General features: G+C 57.1%; 11 protein-coding genes and 1 pseudogene. 8 read left to right on the top strand and 4 right to left on the bottom strand.

Annotated features, from left to right (window positions below; genetic code table 11):
* Positions 1 to 1,375, bottom strand: a 1,375-nt coding sequence (locus VGE80_RS14440) for a tetratricopeptide repeat protein (RefSeq protein ID WP_440593153.1), incomplete at its 3' end; no start/stop codon positions are given.
* Positions 1,376 to 1,615: 240 nt separating this feature from the next.
* Here VGE80_RS14440 and VGE80_RS14435 point away from each other — a divergent pair.
* Positions 1,616 to 2,608 (top strand): AAA family ATPase, encoded by a 993-nt coding sequence (locus tag VGE80_RS14435; RefSeq protein ID WP_373650418.1) that lies wholly within the window; start codon positions 1,616 to 1,618, stop codon positions 2,606 to 2,608.
* 42 nt (positions 2,609 to 2,650) lie between these two features.
* On the opposite strand, the gene VGE80_RS14430 is transcribed toward VGE80_RS14435, so the two are convergent.
* Positions 2,651 to 6,394, bottom strand: a complete 3,744-nt coding sequence (locus VGE80_RS14430) for an FG-GAP-like repeat-containing protein (protein WP_440593152.1) — start codon at positions 6,392 to 6,394, stop codon at positions 2,651 to 2,653.
* Between the two features lie 335 nt (positions 6,395 to 6,729).
* Here VGE80_RS14430 and VGE80_RS14425 point away from each other — a divergent pair, with 335 nt between their 5' ends.
* Positions 6,730 to 8,175: a DUF1501 domain-containing protein gene (locus tag VGE80_RS14425; RefSeq protein ID WP_373650420.1), complete on the top strand. Its 1,446-nt coding sequence runs from the start codon at positions 6,730 to 6,732 to the stop codon at positions 8,173 to 8,175.
* Between the two features lie 200 nt (positions 8,176 to 8,375).
* Here the strand turns inward: VGE80_RS14425 and VGE80_RS14420 are convergent, their stop codons facing one another.
* The gene (locus VGE80_RS14420; protein WP_373650421.1) at positions 8,376 to 9,479 is read right to left on the bottom strand and encodes an alpha/beta hydrolase; all 1,104 of its coding nucleotides are present in this window, start codon (positions 9,477 to 9,479) and stop codon (positions 8,376 to 8,378) included.
* 335 nt (positions 9,480 to 9,814) lie between these two features.
* Here VGE80_RS14420 and VGE80_RS14415 point away from each other — a divergent pair, with 335 nt between their 5' ends.
* The 6 genes from VGE80_RS14415 to VGE80_RS14390 all read left to right on the top strand — a co-directional run bounded on the left by VGE80_RS14415 (position 9,815) and on the right by VGE80_RS14390 (position 16,546).
* On the top strand, positions 9,815 to 11,143 hold the full coding sequence (locus VGE80_RS14415; protein WP_373650422.1) for a lipopolysaccharide biosynthesis protein: 1,329 nt from the start codon (positions 9,815 to 9,817) through the stop codon (positions 11,141 to 11,143).
* Positions 11,140 to 12,462, top strand: a complete 1,323-nt coding sequence (locus VGE80_RS14410) for an O-antigen ligase family protein (RefSeq protein ID WP_373650423.1) — start codon at positions 11,140 to 11,142, stop codon at positions 12,460 to 12,462. The genes VGE80_RS14415 and VGE80_RS14410 overlap by 4 nt, the downstream gene beginning before the upstream one ends.
* Positions 12,463 to 12,526: 64 nt before the next feature.
* Entirely contained in the window at positions 12,527 to 13,936 is a 1,410-nt protein-coding gene (locus VGE80_RS14405; protein WP_440593151.1) for a glycosyltransferase, read from the top strand.
* A 114-nt stretch (positions 13,937 to 14,050) separates the two neighbouring features.
* Positions 14,051 to 15,112: an AAC(3) family N-acetyltransferase gene (locus tag VGE80_RS14400; protein ID WP_440593150.1), complete on the top strand. Its 1,062-nt coding sequence runs from the start codon at positions 14,051 to 14,053 to the stop codon at positions 15,110 to 15,112.
* 11 nt (positions 15,113 to 15,123) lie between these two features.
* Positions 15,124 to 16,218 (top strand): hypothetical protein, encoded by a 1,095-nt coding sequence (locus tag VGE80_RS14395; RefSeq protein ID WP_397571407.1) that lies wholly within the window; start codon positions 15,124 to 15,126, stop codon positions 16,216 to 16,218.
* 58 nt (positions 16,219 to 16,276) lie between these two features.
* A complete protein-coding gene (locus tag VGE80_RS14390; RefSeq protein WP_440593149.1) occupies positions 16,277 to 16,546 on the top strand; it encodes a hypothetical protein in 270 nt (89 codons plus the stop codon).
* A gap of 200 nt (positions 16,547 to 16,746) precedes the next feature.
* On the opposite strand, the pseudogene VGE80_RS14385 reads toward VGE80_RS14390, so the two are convergent.
* Positions 16,747 to 17,042 (bottom strand): annotated as a pseudogene (locus tag VGE80_RS14385) (Tm-1-like ATP-binding domain-containing protein); the annotation flags it as partial.

Below are 17,042 nucleotides of genomic sequence, written 5' to 3'. Positions count from 1 at the left end.
GATAGTATTCACCGAGGTATTCACGATACTGACTCTGATCCGGCGCAAGTTCGATGGCTCGCTTGTAGAACTCGAGAGCTTCGTCTGTCATGGCGGCCTGCCGAAAGAGTTCGCCGACCTGCGACGTGATGAGCGGGTCTTTTGGTTTGGCTGCGGTCAATCGTCGCCAGACAGCAGCAGCGTCGGCTTTTCGCGTTGCCTCGTCACGTGCGGTATCTTTGAGGATCAGACGGCCCCATTCGCGAAGTGTGTCTGGATTGTTCGGTTCGATTTTGTCCAGTTGCTCGTATTGGGCGATCGCCTCTGCATATTTCTGTTCGTACGTCAGTTGGCTGATCAGGGCATTTCGCAGTTCTTTCTTCTTCGGTGCCAGCTTCAGCCCCTTCTCAAGCCACGCCTGGGCTTCGGGGGTGCGGCCCATCCCTGCCAGCAGGCGAGCCAGTCGCGAGACCGCTTCCAGGTCTTCTGGCTTCCGCTTGATCCAGTCTTCGTAGTACGAGACCAGTCCCGACTGGTCGTCTGTTCGCAGGTAAATCGCTTCGATCCGGCGGCGGACTTCCCGGTACAACCAATTGTCGGGGTTCAGTTGTGAGAGAAGTTTTTCAAACTCGTTAATCGCTTCGGGAGCTTTCCCCAATTTGACCTTCAGTTCGGCAGCTTCCATTTCGAACAGCGATTGCCGGTACTTATCCTTCGTCATTTTGGCGAGAGCCTGGAAGCGGGGCAGAGCGGACTCGAACTGGTTCTCTTCCAGCAGCGTCGTGGCGATCTGCTCCTGCACCCGAGCATCATTGGGAAATTGCTTTTCCAGCCGATTCCAGACCTCCAGTGCCTGCTCGGTTTTCTGAGACCGCTGATAGACGCGACCCAGTGCCTGAAAAACGTCCAGCAGGTCGGCCTGAGCGGGCTTGCGCTTGATTGCACGTTCGAGCGCCTCGGCGGCTTTATCGGGTTGCCCGATCAGCACGAGAGATTGACCCAGATAGTAAGACGCCATCGAGTCGCCTGGGGCAGCTTCTTCGGCCTTTCCGAATGCTTCGACTGCAGCTGCGTCTTGACCCCGGAGTGATTCCAGCAGTCCAACGATCATCCAGGCCGGCCCCGCATTTGCCGGTTTGGCCGCCGTTGCCTTCTGTCGATAATCCTGAATCAGTTTTTCGAGTGAGCCCCGTTCCACGTGATAACCATAAACTTTATCCAGGGCCGTGCCACGACGCGGGTTCTTCTCCAGGACTACCACGAAGCGATCAATGATGCCCTTTTCCCGGACCTCGTCTTGATCTGTCTCCTGACCGATTACGGCAGAGACCATCCAATGGCAGCACAGGAAACCGACCAGAACGAGACGCGACCCACCAGAGAAAGTACTGATCACAATGGCCTCCTGTAGATATGATTTCGAGAGCCGCTTCGATCGATTGGACTATTCAAGAAAGAGCAGGGCTGCTCGGGTCCAAATATAAGAGATGGGCCCATGAGCCGGAAATTTTTGTCTGAGGCATTTTGTCTTGCCGTGCTTGCGTTGGGAAGCGATCAACGGCAGAATTTTGCCACACAGCGTTCATGACGCCGGTGCAAGGGCGACTCAGGTCTGTTCACAAACCGAAAGGCACACATGTCGACGACCGCAGAAACGCAGCAATTGTGTGACCAGTTTCGCAGCGATTTCACTAAGCTTCGCGACGAAATTGGTAAGGTGATTGTCGGCAACGAAGACATTATCCGGGGTACACTCATCTGTCTGATCGGTGGCGGCCACGTCCTGCTGGAAGGGGTACCCGGGCTGGGGAAAACGATGCTGGTTCGGACCTTGGCCGATGCTTTGCATCTCAAGTTCAACCGCGTTCAGTTTACCCCCGATCTGATGCCTGCGGATCTGCTGGGGACCAATGTCGTTCTGGAAACGCCTGACAAACAGAAGAAGTTTGAGTTCCAGCAGGGGCCCATCTTTACTAACGTCCTGCTAGCCGACGAAATCAATCGGGCTACGCCGAAAACCCAGTCTGCACTACTGGAAGCGATGCAGGAGCATACCGTCACGATTGCCGGGCAGACCTATAAACTGCCTGAACCGTTCTTTGTGCTGGCCACGCAGAACCCGTTAGAAATGGAAGGGACTTACCCCCTTCCTGAAGCACAGCTCGACCGGTTCTTCAGTAAGCTCATCGTCAAGTTCCCGGATCTGTCAGAACTCGAGACGATCCTGGACCGGACGACAGAAGCAAAAACTCCCCGCGCGGAACCCGTTCTTGTCGGCGAACGGATTCTTGCCATGAGTCAGTTGGCCAGACAGATTCCGATTGCCGACGATGTCCGCCGATATGGAATCTCGCTGATTCTGGCGACGCATCCCGATCATCATGCAGCACCCGAGGTCACCAGGCGATACGTTCGCTACGGCAGCAGTCCGCGTGGAGCCCAGGCCCTGATTCTTGCTGCAAAGATCCTCGCAATTCTCGATGGGCGCTATCATGTTGCGCGAGATGATATCAAGGCGGTCGCGCTGAATGTGCTGCGCCACCGCATCATCCTCAACTTTGAGGGGCAGGCGGAAGGGGTCCAGACTGACACGGTCGTCCAGGGCATTCTGAAAAGCGTCGCAGGATAAGTCCTTACACTTGGCCTCTGAGTGGACGAGCACCCTATCCGGCTACTGTTGGCGGATCTGATTCCAGAACTTCGTTGGACTGCGTTTGCGTGTCTGGTACTCACGCAGATACTGCACGTATTCCGCATCGTGCGGTCGCGTTTCGCCATCGCGATGCGCGTAGACGGTCATGGCTTCAAACGGCAGTGGTTCCACGACGTCGCCATAAACCGTGTTCAAGTCGGCGTCCTTGTCCCAGCCTACGGAGTACAACACAAAGTCGCGAACCCACCCTGGGGGCAAGGGTTCGGCGGGTTCTGCGAAGGCAAGTTGAATCTCGTCCCCTGAACCGGTCACCACCAGCTTGTCATCGCGCTGTGTCAGCAGCGGCAGGACGTCGCCGAAGCGAGTAAAGTTGCCAAACATGGGGGGCCATGCTTCACCTTGAACCAGGTCATGATAGTCGAATTGATCGGGACCATTTCCGGTTGCTGGCCAGGAACGACGGGAGACCCCGCCACGGTCAGAGACGACAGCACGGACCAATTCCAGTTCCGTCTGCTTGAATGTCACCGTTGGGTCGTCAACAGTGAAGAAAACCGCGTCCCAGTAAATCTCCATGGTTGAAACGATCCGCAGGCGATGATCGTCGCCTGTGAACAATCCAGAAAGATCGACGGCGATCGTTTTTGTTTTCCCGCCCGGGAATCCCATGAAGGGCCTGACTTCCTGCCAGACACCCTGTGCGACTGGAACGTAGATCGCCGGAGGGCGAGGTCGTGGCCCCACTGGATTTTGGGAAAACTGGACGCTGAGTGACGTGCATCCCGGATACATCCATCCTGTCAGAAACAGGGTGATCTGCTGTTTGCTGTGGTCACTCGATTCGGGCATTGGACCGAGGTCAAGCTCTAGAAAGTGCTCTTCCGTCAGACCTTGAGCCAGCCGGTGCTCGAACGTTTTCGTGTAGATCGCGTCACGCGTGTCGATCTGCTGCAAGAGATCGCGACCCTGCGGATCGCGAGCGGCAACCGGCCTCAAAGGTTTCTGCACTGTATGAATCTTGGGGGATGCCAGCTCGGCCGGTCCCACTTTTTCATTGGTGTAGATTTCGGTTCCGGCTGGGTGGTCGACGGCGAATAACTTGAACTGATCAAAGTATTCCGCTTCCCACAATTCTGCAGTGACCCGTAACTGGTACTCGCTGTCAACCGATTTCAACTTGGTGCCGTCGATCTTGATGTACTCCCATTCCCGCCAAGGAGCAATGACATGCTCGGCAAACTTCAATCCCAGAGGAGCATTCCAGAGCAGGTCGGTCACGAATTCGAATCGTTCGCCGTTCCACGTGTAGAGGTAGGGGCATGATCCGACGAGAAGCTGTGGGATCGAGAGTTGCTGGTTGGGATTGGGATTCACCACATTGGTCGGAATTCCGTTTGTCCAGAGGACCCGCGCGACATCCGCTCGCTGGTTGGGGCCGAGTCCGAAATGCGTGGTACTCTCCGTCACGATCTTGGACTGGTACCGCGCACCGGCCTTCAACTCCACCAATCCTCCCAGGTTGATGTGGTTGGTCCTCTTGTCGTTGTTTTGCTCTCCGGGTTTGACCTGATATCCGATCAACTGGATCTCTTGCCAGCCGTTCCCTGGATTGTCGGACTCGCGGCACTGACTGGAATAGCCGGTGACCCCCGCAGGCTGTACGGCAAGCAGATCCAGGTCGCCGTCGTGATCGAGATCTCGGACAACAACTCGTGCGGTTCCTGCCAGCCAGTCAGCGGCTGCCCGTGGAACTTCGGTGAATCGGCCCTGTCCATCACCTCGAAAGATGGTCGCATGGGTGGCATCGATCAGAATCGCGTCGGTGGTTCCGTCATTATCAATGTCACCCAGGCTCGCTGCGGTGATCGGACTCGAACCCAGGCTGGATGACTGGACCTTCGTCACCGTACCACCTGGCGAACTACGCGTGGTGGTGGCCGTCGCTCCGTCGGGGCCTGCCGACAAGATGTCCCAGGAAAGGTCACCGTTAAAATCCCCGATGACCAGCGATGTCGCGTTCTTCAGGACAGAGAATTCGTCCAGCGAGTGAAACCGGAGTCGACCATGGCGAATATTCTCGAGCCATCCGGCACCTTCCGAGGTGGCGACCAGCAGATCGACGTCAGCGTCTTTGTCCCAGTCGACGATGGCCAGTCTGGTCACGGCGACGCCATCGGGTGGCAGGATCGACCGTGATGTCGTGTCCTCGAATGTCATGTTTCCCCGGTTCGAGAAAATGCGAACACCGGTTGCTGTTGCTGCGACGAGATCCAGATCCCCGTCGTTGTCGACATCCACCACACATGCGGCAGTGACATCTTTGACACCCTCAAACGCGTCGCCTGCGGCTCGTGGGACGAGAGATCGACGCTCCGATTGAGGTTCTTTTTTATTCTCGAATAGCTTCAGCCCGGCAGCACCGTACAGGATCACATCCGGGTCAGCCGTGTGAGTCAGTCGGCTCAGGCGGTATTCGTGTTTGAGGGCGTCTGCGGGTTGCTGTTCGGTAGGGAAGTTTTTGACCTCCTGGTCGACATCATCATCGAAGTCGTAAGCGAGGATTCCCGAGTAGTCTCCACCCGTTTCGGATGTCGCCAATTGGTCCCACGTTTGCCCGTCACGGTTTCTCTGCCAGATGACGATGTGGCTATCCAGCAGGACCATCAGATCCGGGTCGCCATTCAGATCGAAGTCAGCGACGGCCGCATCGCGACTTCCCGCTGCCTGCAGGTCCTTTCTTTGATCGGCCATCGGTTGAAAACGTACAGCGTTTGGAAGCGGGCCATTGGGCTCGGGCAGGTCTGCACGATCCTGGAAATCTTTGCCGAAGTCGAGCAGCAAATACTCCAGCGAGTCCAGTGCGACGAACCGCTTGTCGCGCGCCGCTTCGGAGATAATCAGGTTGCGGAAGATGGTCATTGACCGTTGAGCAACCTGCCAATTCCCTTCCTGCGCTGCCGTTGCAGACTTTTCCAGAATGTCGTTCAAATCGATGCGCGTATTCGTCTTGATCGTTTCAACGAAGGGGGCGATCGTCTCCTGCACACGTTTCACCTCGCTCGCGAATTCCGGATCCCGGCGTTGCATAAGCGTCGGCAGCCAGTCTTTGATGACGAAAAGGTTATTCGACTCTTTCTGATAGACAGTACGGAGTGCATTGAATCCTTCCTCACCCAACTGTTCACCCGGAAGGACCTGGCTCAGCGCGAACAGGTCGTAGAAGGGGCCGACCGATCCCGGATTGAGACGAATCGCTTCCCGCAGTTCCTGCAGCGCAGTCTCGTTCTGATCCTGTTTGAGTGCGACCCTGGCTGCAATGAGGGGACCGATGAACGAGTCGGGGTCTGCACCGCGGAAGCTTTTGATTGCTTCATCGGCCAGGGTAGAAGCCTGTGCGAATCGCTGAGGATCGCGATGCTTGTCGAGTGCGTCGAGTGCCAACTGACGGCTGATCGCCAGGTTACGCGGCCCAAAGGGATCCGCTGGAAGCAACTGAATGATTTCCGTTAACGCCGCATCGGCTTGTGCAAACTCGTGGTTTTCCAGATTGCCAAGCGAACGATTTCGCAGTTCGGACAACTTGATCGAGTCGTCGCGACTGAGCTTGACGGTCTCAGGCGGTGGGGGATCGACACCGGGGCTCCGATCGAGTTGAGGTGCGATGGCAAGCCACGCCACCGCCAGCAGCGACGCAGCGACTCCGGTGAGCAGAAAGGGGAGCAACCACAACGTGTTCTTGTTTCGCGCCGGAGGAGTGTCCATAGCGTCGCTTCTTGGCTGAGGAGAGGAATTTCTCGAAATTATGAGAAATTATGAACAGAGTAGGAAGTCGATCACAGTGATGCCAGTTCACCCTGGATTCGCCCTCTTTCCGGGGAATCTACTTCAGCCTCGAGGCAAGGAAAGGAAGTATAAACGGAAATAGATGTCTTGTTCGGACGGGGGGAGTCACGGCATAATGGCCGCGACCGAAGGGAACGTTCAGTCGGCGTTGACGGTTGTCCCCTGACAGGCTTTGTTCAGGCGTGGCCGAGTTCGGTGAGACAGCGTGTATCAACCAGGGCGTGGCGCAGAGAGTATTGCGGAGAATTCACTGAATGTCGTTTCAACGGACCTCACAAGAAGAGAACCTCAGGTCACTGGTTTGCCGTCGCGACTTGCTGAAGGTGGGGCCGCTCGCGCTGTCTGCTTCTGTGCTGCCGGGACTTCTGACCGGGACATCCCACGCATCGTTTGCTCCTTCGCCGACAGCCAAGGCCAAGTCCGTCATTTTTCTGTGGATGGGGGGCGGCGTCACGCACCTGGACTCGCTCGATCCAAAACCGGACGCGCCCGAGCAGATTCGGGGGACCTTGTCGACGATTTCCACGGCGACCCCCGGCGTTCACTTTTCCGAAGTCTGTCCCAACCTGGCGGCGATTTCGAACGACTTGTGTACCGTTCGGTCCTTCTCGCACGACAGTGACGACCATCTCCTGAGTCAGGTCTACACGCTCTCGGGGCGCAAGGTCACGCAGGCGCAGTTGTTTACCGAACCGAATATTGGTGCGATCGTCCAATATCTGCTGGGACCTCGAAACGGCCTTCCCGGCTACATCGCTGTCCCGGGGATCACTCGGCCAGGACCACCCCCACATAACTTGTTCGTGGGTGGATGGCTGGGGAATCAGTACGCTCCGTTCTGTGTCGGAGGCCAACCGGACCAGCCCGACTTCACGGTGGGTGAAAAGGAACTAATCCCTTCTCCCGTCGCATTCGAGGACTTGAACCCGCCCGAACTGAAGTTCCCTCACGAAGTCACCATCGGCCGACTGCAACGCAGGAGTCAATTGCGGTCGAGTCTGGAAGACTCACTGCGAGGTGTTGAGCAATCCGGGGCCTTGCCAGCCATGGAAGGGCACTTCAGTGGAGCACTGAATCTGTTGACGTCGCCTCAGGTCCGGGACGCGTTCGACATTACAACTGAGGCACCCGAGGTGCGTGACGAGTACGGCCGGACCAAGATCGGCGGTCGCTGTTTACTGGCTCGCCGACTGGTCGAGGCAGGCGCCCGGTTTGTATTGGTCGACTACGGATACGACCCCGACTATGGCAACCTGTGGGATATTCATAACGTCCCCGAACAGAACTTTCCGCACGTCTCGGAGATGTGTAAACGGGGCTACAACGTCGCCGGCATGGATAAGGCGTTCGCCGCTTTGATTACCGACTTGAAGCAGCGCGGCTTGCTGGATTCGACGTTGATCGTGTATCTGACCGAGTTCGGCAGGACGCCGAAGATTAATTCGCTCGGTGGCCGGGATCACTGGGGGGCCTGCGGCTCGATGTTCTTTGCCGGAGCGGGAATCAAGGCGGGCCAGGTGGTTGGGGCGAGCGACGGTCAGGGGGCTTACCCGACCACACGACCGATCGGGCCCGCAGATATCGCAGCTACGATGTACCACTGTCTCGGGATCGAATCCGAGACACGTGTCCCAGACCGCCAGGGAAGACCCTCACCGCTGCTGGATCATGGTCATGTGATCGATGAAGTGCTGGCATGAGATTGCCGTACCCCGTTCTCCCCTGCGGTTCAGCGCAGAGGGAGGCGTTTAGTGGTGAGAAGTACGAGGCCGGGTGGCCATCGCACCGCCAAGTTGCGCGAAGTGACGGGACTGGCGCACCTGGGCAGTGGTAAGCCCTTCCACCAGACGGACTGCGGAAGTTTCGCTGAGCGGCCACTCACGGCGTTTTGCGGGGGCGACTATTTTTTGCCTGGCATCAGGCGGTCTTCCAGCCACTGGTAGGCTTCCCGGCGCTGGGCATCGGGGAATTCGTGGGGCGCGTCGGGGGTGACGAGCTTGAGCTCGTCGACGGCATCGAAGAGTTTGTAAACGTCTGTGGCTTTCTGGAAGGCCTTGCGAACGCCTTCCACTTCAAAGTTACTGTCGTGTAATGGCGAGTTGGAATAGACAGCCCGCGGAGCCAGACCAGCGAGGATCTCGTAGAAGTCAAACGGAACTTTGTCCGCGTTATTCTGATAGATGTCGCGAATGCGAGGCATGTAGCGATCACTGGTCCAGCCCACTAATGCCCCCTTGTAGTAATCGTGAAACGGGGTGAATCCGCAACTGGTGACGATGGCCTTCAAGCGTTCATCGAAGGTTGCGGTAAACAGCGCATTGTGCCCCCCCAGGGAATGCCCGATGACGCCAATCCGCTTCTGATCGACTTGGGGTAATGATTCGAGCAGGTCGACAGCGCGGATGTTGTTCCAGATCGCCTTCATAGACCCACTGGTGTAGTGCGCCCCCTGCTTCTTGAAGTCGTAGGGATACTCGCCGAACGAAGGGTAGTCAGGCACGATGCAGACGAAGCCTCGCTCGGCCAGTTCGTGAGCATAGTAGAGACTCTTCAGTCCCCCCAGCCCCGCAGGTTCGTCCTTGCCGACGTTGTTCGTCTGATGCAGACACAGCATTGCGCCGCGTCGCTCGTTGCTGGCGATCCCCTTGGGGATCAACAGCCAGGCCGGAACGCGGTCGTCCGGCTCAGGGGTGAACTTGATCTTGCGGCGAATGTACTTGTCGGTGATGTCTTCGGACAGGACCTCGACATCCAGGGGGACCCGTCGCGATTCGTCAGGCAGCGGCCCCATGACAAGCTGCATGTTCTCGCGAATATGGGTCAGACGCTCCTTCCAGTCTGCCCGGGTTTTGACGGGACGCTCATTTCCTTCTTTGGATCGAACGACCAGCAGGTTTGAGTGATCTGGGTAAGAGACGACCTCTGACGGCGGCTGGTTCGCAGGGGATGACGCTGACAGAAGAGCACAGATTCCGAAGGAGAACACGCAATAGAATCGTCGCATTTTCGTCCTCGAGTGGGGGCAGGGTCAGCGAGTCAGGGCGTGTCGGAAATCCTTGTCAAAAGACTGGCACGCCTTTAGACGCTGGCATCGTTCGGGTCGCCAAATCCTGGAAGCGACAAAGCCTAATTCTCGTGTCAGAGGAACGCAAGTTCGCTTGCAAGAACTACAAGCGCAAACATTCGGGACTTGAGTTGGCACGGCGGATGGCAAATCCGGGATTGACACTCCGGGCCTTTTAATTGAGATTCCGCTCGCTTTTGCCACAGACCTTCATTGATGTCGTAATCCTGCTATTCCGGATGTCCATGAGCGCAACCTGCTCTGCACCAGCCTCGATGACTTCAGCCATTCGTCGGCCTGCCTCGCTGTCGCGTCGCAGTGGCTTGACCTCGCTGACGCTCCGTCTGGCCGGGGCGGGTGGAATGTTCCTCAGCCACATCGTGCTCGCACGTGCTCTGGGGGTCGAAGCGTTTGGCGAGTATTCACTCGCCGTTGCCTGGCTGCAGATTCTGACAGTGGTCGGAAAGCTCGGGTTGGATAACACATCGTTGCGTTACGTGTCTGAATACGTTACGCGGGGCGAAGTGGGAAAACTGCGTGGCTTTCTGGCGGAATCGGTTCGGGCGTCGGTGCTCGCGAGTCTGGGTGTCACCGGTCTGGGGGTGGTGACCGTGTTCGTCTGCTGGCCCCGACTGGGGGATCACGCTGCCTGGTGCCTGATGGTCGCACTGACGGCGGTCCCGATCGTTGCCTTACGACAGATTCGGGAAGCCAGTCTGCGTGGTGTGGGCCGCCTATTGGAAAGTCAGATCGGAACGGCGATCTGGCCGCTGGTCTTATCGATTCTCGCAGGGACAGCCTGGTTCTCGCTGGGAGCTTCATTTACCTCGCCCGTGGCGATGCTATTGCATCTGGTCTCGTTGGGATCGGTGTTGCTTCTTGTTTGTCGCTACCCGTACCAATTGCCCAATGCAGGGGATCAGTCATTTGCCCGTGCCGAGTGCTTCTCGGTTTGGCAAAGCACCGCGATGGCATTTCTGTTTGCGGAAGTCTTGATCGCGGTGAAGGCCCGGGCTTGTATTGGACTTGCCGGTATGTTGCTCGACCGTCCGTCAGTCGGACTTTACGGCGCGATGGAAAAATTCGCGGACGTGTCGCTGCTGCTCAGTCAATCACTGGGAATCGTCATCGCTCCGCAGTTTGCATCTCTCTATGCCGCTGGTCGATTTGCCGAGATGCGAAAACTGATGCGGCAGGGGCAATTGCTTGGTCTGGGATTCACGTTGCCGGTCGCTCTGGCAGTCGGATTTCTGGGCGATTATGTCTTCGCTTTGCTGGGACCCGGTTATCGTGACGGCTGGTCCGTGCTGATCGCGCTCCTTGTTTCGGCCTGCATCGCGGCATTTTCAGGGCCTGCTGCGTATGTCCTGCAAATGACAGGACGTGAGCGGACGATACTCGCGATCACTGCCGCCTGTGCCGCGACCAATATTTTATTCAGTCTGCTGCTGATGAAGCGATTTGGGATTCTGGGACTGGGACTGGCCCAGATTGCGACCAGCCTGGTTTGGACGGCCGGAGTACGTGGCGCACTCTGCTGGCATCCTGCCTGGCAGTCCGCCACGGCAGACGAGCAGAACGCAGCTCAAGAGGTGACCGCATGAGGATGTTGTGGTTATGGATCCTTGCGGGGGTTGTCGCATGGCCCGTCCACTCGACGGTGGCCACCGTCGGGGGGAAACCGATCGACCTGATGTTGTCTGATCTGCTGTTCCTGGTCATGCCGATTGCTTACCTGTTCGTGAGGTCGACACCGACTGCACAGGAATGCGAACTCGCTCGTGCACCGATTTCCTGGTACCCGCTAACCCCCGCGCTGGCACTGATCTGCATCATCTACATGACGGCCCTCGCCGGTATCGGACTGGGGATCTCAGGTGAGACCGTGCGAGTCTTCTCGGCGTTCAAACTGGCGAAGCCGATCGGGTTCGTGCTGTTGGGAGTTCTGCTCGGATCCTGGACGAATCCGCTGGAATTTGTCGACGTCTTCGGCAAAGTGTTCGCCACGATTGCCGGATTGACAATCTTTTTCACGTTGACCGATCCCAGCTTTCCTCTCGGGGAATGGGGTAAGTACATCTTCGAATTTGAACTGAGCGGCTATCCGAATTCCCCGATGAGCTTCTACGCAGTGCTGGTACCACTTGTTATGGCGGTGGCGGACAGTTCGCGAAATCCCACGCTACGGCTGATCTGCTGGGGGATCTCTGCTGGAACGGCACTCATCATTCTGGGATCGATGTCCCGTTCTTCGACGCTCGCACTGTTTTTCGGTGTGACGATCTACCTGGCAATGACAGGACGCCGTGCCTTCCTGGCCGTGAGCTTTGTGCTGATTCTCTTGATGAGTATTGTCGGGTTTGGGCTGTTCTCTGCATTACGTGACACTCAGGTGGTGACGGTGCTGATGCAGCGTGTGCAGGATCGTGTCGATCGCAGTACCGAATCGGAAGATCCTTCTTCGGGACGATTTGAGATCTGGGAGTTTGCCATCGAACTGTGGGCAGAGAAGCCCGTGTTTGGCTACCTGTTTGAATCGTTCTCTCGCTATGCGGGGGATGTCGATACTCCGCACCAGCAGTATCTGGAGGTCCTCTACAAATGCGGGGGACTGGGGCTGTTAATCTACGGCACTCTGCTGGCAAGCTGCATGATGGTCACTCGCCGCTTGCTGCGGTTGACCGACATTGGCAGTCCAGCGTGGTATCGCCTGCATGCGATGGCAGCGATGTTGTGCGGGGTTCTTCTGGGAAACCTGACTCAACCGAACCTGACGTATTCGCTGACGGGGAACATGATCTTCCTGATGTTTGGTTGTCTCTGCAGCGCACGTGCTGTCGTGTCGGCGTCACAGCCTTTGTATCGGCCAGCAACACGTGAGATTACTCGACCTCACGTGGACATCCATCGCTCGGCCGCATGAAGGAGTTTCGTCCGGCAGCAGAAACGTCTGCCAGAGATGGTTGTCCCACAGTGACCGTCCCGTTGTGAACCAAGTCCCCCTCGACGGAGGACCAGACGATCTCGCCAATCGCACGTTTTTCCTGCTCTATGCCTATTTCCATCCCGCCCGAAAGTCGCAGGTTTCTATGAAGACAAACTTGAGCACGCCAGCCCCATCGAACGGCTCTCCTTCGGGCTCAGCGGCGCCGGTCCCATTCAGCGAACATATTCGCCGTCAGTTTGAGAGCCAGCACCGCAGACACGAACTGGCGTCCGATCTCACCTGTTATCGTCCCGGCAATGCTCTGCATTCGATTCGCTACATCGCCCACCCGCATGGATTGCACGTGGCCCGCTGGTTGAAAGTGCTGTCGTACACTCAGGCCCATGTCACGATTGATACTGCAAATCCGGTCCCAGCTTTTTCGAATGATTTCGTCACGGCAAATCCGGTACTGCCAGCATGGCTCAAGCTGCCGATGACGATCAGGTACTTCCTTGCGGGTCTGGCGCTTCGATACACAAAACCTGTCTGTCCCGACGAATTAATTCATGCTCATTGTGCCTCAGGCAATGGGACACTCGCATGGCTCAGTGGTCGACGCTACGTGCTCGGGACTTACGGCTCCGAGATTTACGGTGCCCGGCAGCGTGGCCGGTTGTACTGCTGGCTGCTAAAACAGATCCTGCAAAATGCCGAACGGATTTCAGTCGGTTCATTTGAAAGCACAAAGATTCTGGTCGAGGATTTTCAGGTTCCGCCCGAGAAGATCTATTTCTTTCATCTGGGCTACGATGATGAAAACTTCTTCGCGCTGGACCATGCACAGCGGATGGAACTGAGGGCCAGTCGTAATCTTCCAGCAGACGAGCCCGTCTGGGTCATCAACCGCCGGACAGACCCTCACTACCGGACGCAGGAAGTCGTCAACGGCTTTTTGTCGTATAGCCAGATGGGCGGTCGGGGACGCTTGATCGTTCTGTGTGGCGATCACCAGCCGGAATATACGAAATCCATCTGTGATGAGATCGAATCGCATCCCCACGGTGACCGTGTTGTGGTCGTCGATCGGATGCTCAGCCCGAAAGAACTGGGGAGCTGGCTGCAGATCAGTGATTTCAGTGTCTCGGTCCCCAAGACAGATAACTTCTCGGTTTCGACTCTTGAATCACTCGCCTGTGGCGCGATTCCGATTCTTTCGAACCTGGAAGGCTATGCCATGCTCCGACACTGCAAGCCGGTTCAATGGATGACAAAGTACTCCGTCGCTGACTTTGCACAGATTTTTGCGAAAACGGCGGCGACCTGGCCAACGTCTTACCAGGCGAGCCGAAAAGTTTGTCTGCAGTTTGTCGCCGACGGTTACTCAACAGACGGCGCTGTTCGCGATATCGCCGCCTTCTACCTGGGGGATCGAAGTCGTCAGGCGGTCGTCACGAAGAAGGCTGCTTAGGCCTGCCTGACGGGGGAAATCGAACGCGTCTCTGAGTGAAGCGTTCGGGAAAGTTCTCACTCAAAGGCTTGCGTCGAACAGTCGACCGATCTTGCGCAGCAGGAGTCCATGTTCATGGTCAATGAAGCAATGTGTCACACAGCAGTGCCGAACAGGGGCTTGGCACCGGCGGCCGCCACGGATTCGGCTGCACCGAAATTATTCTCTGGTCCAGCTGATGCATTCCAGCTTTTCGCCGAATGGTCGGCCCGGCAGATTTACTGGCGAAGTCCATGGCTGCGCGACCAGATCAAACGCTGGAAGACGAAGTCACAACCTGCAGTGCAGTTCGCATCCCGTGCAGACGTGAGCGACTATCTGAGGTCGATCGGTGTCATCCCGGGATCACTGGTCATGGCGCATACCTCTGTGTCGGGACTCTCATTCGAGTCGACGGCAGGGGCTGCGAATTCGATCCAGAACTCGTTTCAGGTCGCTCAGGAACTTGTCTCGCTGCTGAAGGAACTCGTCGGTCCTGCGGGGACGCTGGTGATGCCGACGCATCCGATTTACAAAGCACAAGCAGCATCGCAAGCCAGAACGGGAGCACCACCCGTCTATAACCCCAAGACGACACCGTGCGGTGTCGGGTTGGCTAATGAAGTCTTCTGGCGGCAGGCAGGGACTCAGCGGAGCTTGTTTCCTCACAATACCCTCGCCGCCTGCGGACCACTGGCGGATGAGTTGCTCCGCGACAATCTGACCGAGCACAAGTCGCTGCCGCATGGAGAGGATTCAGGGTACTACCGGTTCTGTCAGCGAGACGGGTTGCTGATCAGTGTCGGTGTCCCTCTGGCAAGCTGCTTCACGCTGGTCCATGTCGCAGAGGAATCGCGCGACGCCCATTGGCCGGTGAAGAACTTTTTCGAAGAACGGGAATACGTTGTTCGTTCACAAGGTGTCGATCGGACCGTGACGATCCGAAAGACTCGTTCCGATTTCATGAAGTTCAGCTTCTGTCTGCGGAAGTTGCGTCGAGACCTTCTGCGGGAAGGTGTGCTGCACGAGGGCAAAGTCGGTTCTGTGCGGGTTGACTGGGCGTCGTCGGCAGAAATGATCGACTTTATCTCACGTCGCAACCAGAATTCCACCTATCCCTATTTCGGTACGGGGTTCGTTCCTCGGCCTGCCCCGTAGGAGCCCCCCTCATGTCAGCATCGATCTCGCTGGAAGGTCGACAAAAGAAGATTATTCCGGGGCGAGCCCTGTACGTGGCCGCCAACGGTGATCTGTATCTCTGTCGTGGCTGCCAGATTTATCGCTCGTGCGACCGGGGACAGACGTGGCTGCTGGATTGTTACGTCCCCTCGTTTGGCTGGAAGCATCATTGCTCGCGAGTGCGGGTGCTCGCACGATTACTGCGCTGGTACATCGCGGCCCTGCATGTGCTGCCGGACGGAAGCCGACTGGCGATTGCGCGGGACGGGATCTACCGTGCCGCGGCGGGTGAACAGCAGATGACGCGTGTCTTTCAAGTGGAGCGGGGTTCTCGCCCGTTGAACTTTTCCGTTGATGGCTCGCGGGTTCTGTTCGGGGAATACGGGAGTGGCCTTGAGAACTCTGAAGTGCTGATCTATGTCTCGGAAGACTCAGGTCAGAGCTTTCAAGCAGGCTTCCGCTTTCCACAGGGGGACATCCGGCACGTACATCACGTCATGGTGGACCCGTTCGAGGGGAACTATTGGGTTCTGGTTGGTGATTTCGGCAGGCAGACCGGTGTCGGTGTTCTTTCGCGTGATCTGAAGCACCTGGAATGGCTCGGACGTGGCACACAGCGGTATCGGGCTGTCTCGGCTCTGATTGATCGCGATGGCCTGACTTACGGCACGGATTCGGATCGAGATCACAATTTCATCGTCCGGCTCGATCGAAAGACGGGACGGATCGAGGAACTGCTTCAAGTGGAAGGAAGCTCACTTTACGCGGCTCAGTTCGGTTCACTGAGGCTGATCTCGACCGCGGTGGAACCAAATCCATATTGCCGTTCCCGTGAATGTTGTCTATATGGAAGCACCGAGGGGGGCGACTGGCAGCGGCTGGCCGCTCACCGGAAGGACGTGTTAAGCCCGGTCTATTTTCAGTTCGGAGCACTTGTACTTCCCTACACCCAGCAAACCAGGGATGGACAGTCACCGTCAGAAAGCGACTTGATGTACAGCGGTCAGGCCGTCACCGGACTCGATGGCCGCGTAGCCCTGATTCACGGAAACAGGGAGCCTGGTAACGTGGCCCGGGCAGCCTGAGCTGATTCACCCCGCAGTCGGATTTCTGCGGCAGACTGTTCTAATGGAGGAGAGATCCATGTCCACAGCCAACACCAGTTCCGTCGCAGACAAGTTCACTGACAGCGAAGTCATCGGACTGGTTGCCGAAGCTCTCGACGTTCCGGCTTCAACGATGAACTCCGCGAGTAAGGCGATCGACGTTCCTGAATGGGATTCGATGGGGATCCTGGGGATTCTGTCGGTGCTGGATCGCGAAGGGATCAAGTGCGACATCGGGAATACCGAATCGCTGCAGTCGATCGCGGGAATTCTGGAAACGTGCCGCAGTGCAGGACGCCTGAAATAGTTCGGAACCGCGCGGCCGCATGATTGAGTGCCCGACGATTATTTGAGTGCCGTCGCTTCAGTCGGGGTGAACATTTAGCGTTTCCTTGGGGACTTTTTTGTATTCGCCGAGCGTGAGATTGATCTTTCGATGCTTGAGAACCTGGTTACGCCAGAACAGGTAACAGCGTCGGTCAGATGTCGCACAACCAATGCATTCTGTTACCGAATGAGCTCCAGTAACTTCCTCGCTGCGGCTTCGGCGAATTCGGTGTCGTTAATGTGGTGGTCCAGTTCCATCAGTTCTACCGCACCATGCGTCGAGCGAATTCCGTCGAGCAGTGCCTGACGTGCTTCCGGATAGTCGAAAGGTTTATCCGTCTGATCGATGGCCGAGACTCCCTTTCGTGGAAACAGGATTGCAGTGGGGCCCTTTGCGGCCGCGGCCTTTCTTCCGAGTTCTGCTCCCAGTTGGCGGTTCTCGTCCACAGTCGTTCGCATCAGCGTCACTGTGGCAT

The organism is Schlesneria sp. (assembly GCF_036405755.1).
Classification (GTDB): Bacteria; Planctomycetota; Planctomycetia; order Planctomycetales; family Planctomycetaceae; genus Schlesneria; species Schlesneria sphaerica.
Note: the sequence above shows the minus strand (reverse complement) of the source record. Positions and strands in the feature narration are given on the sequence as shown.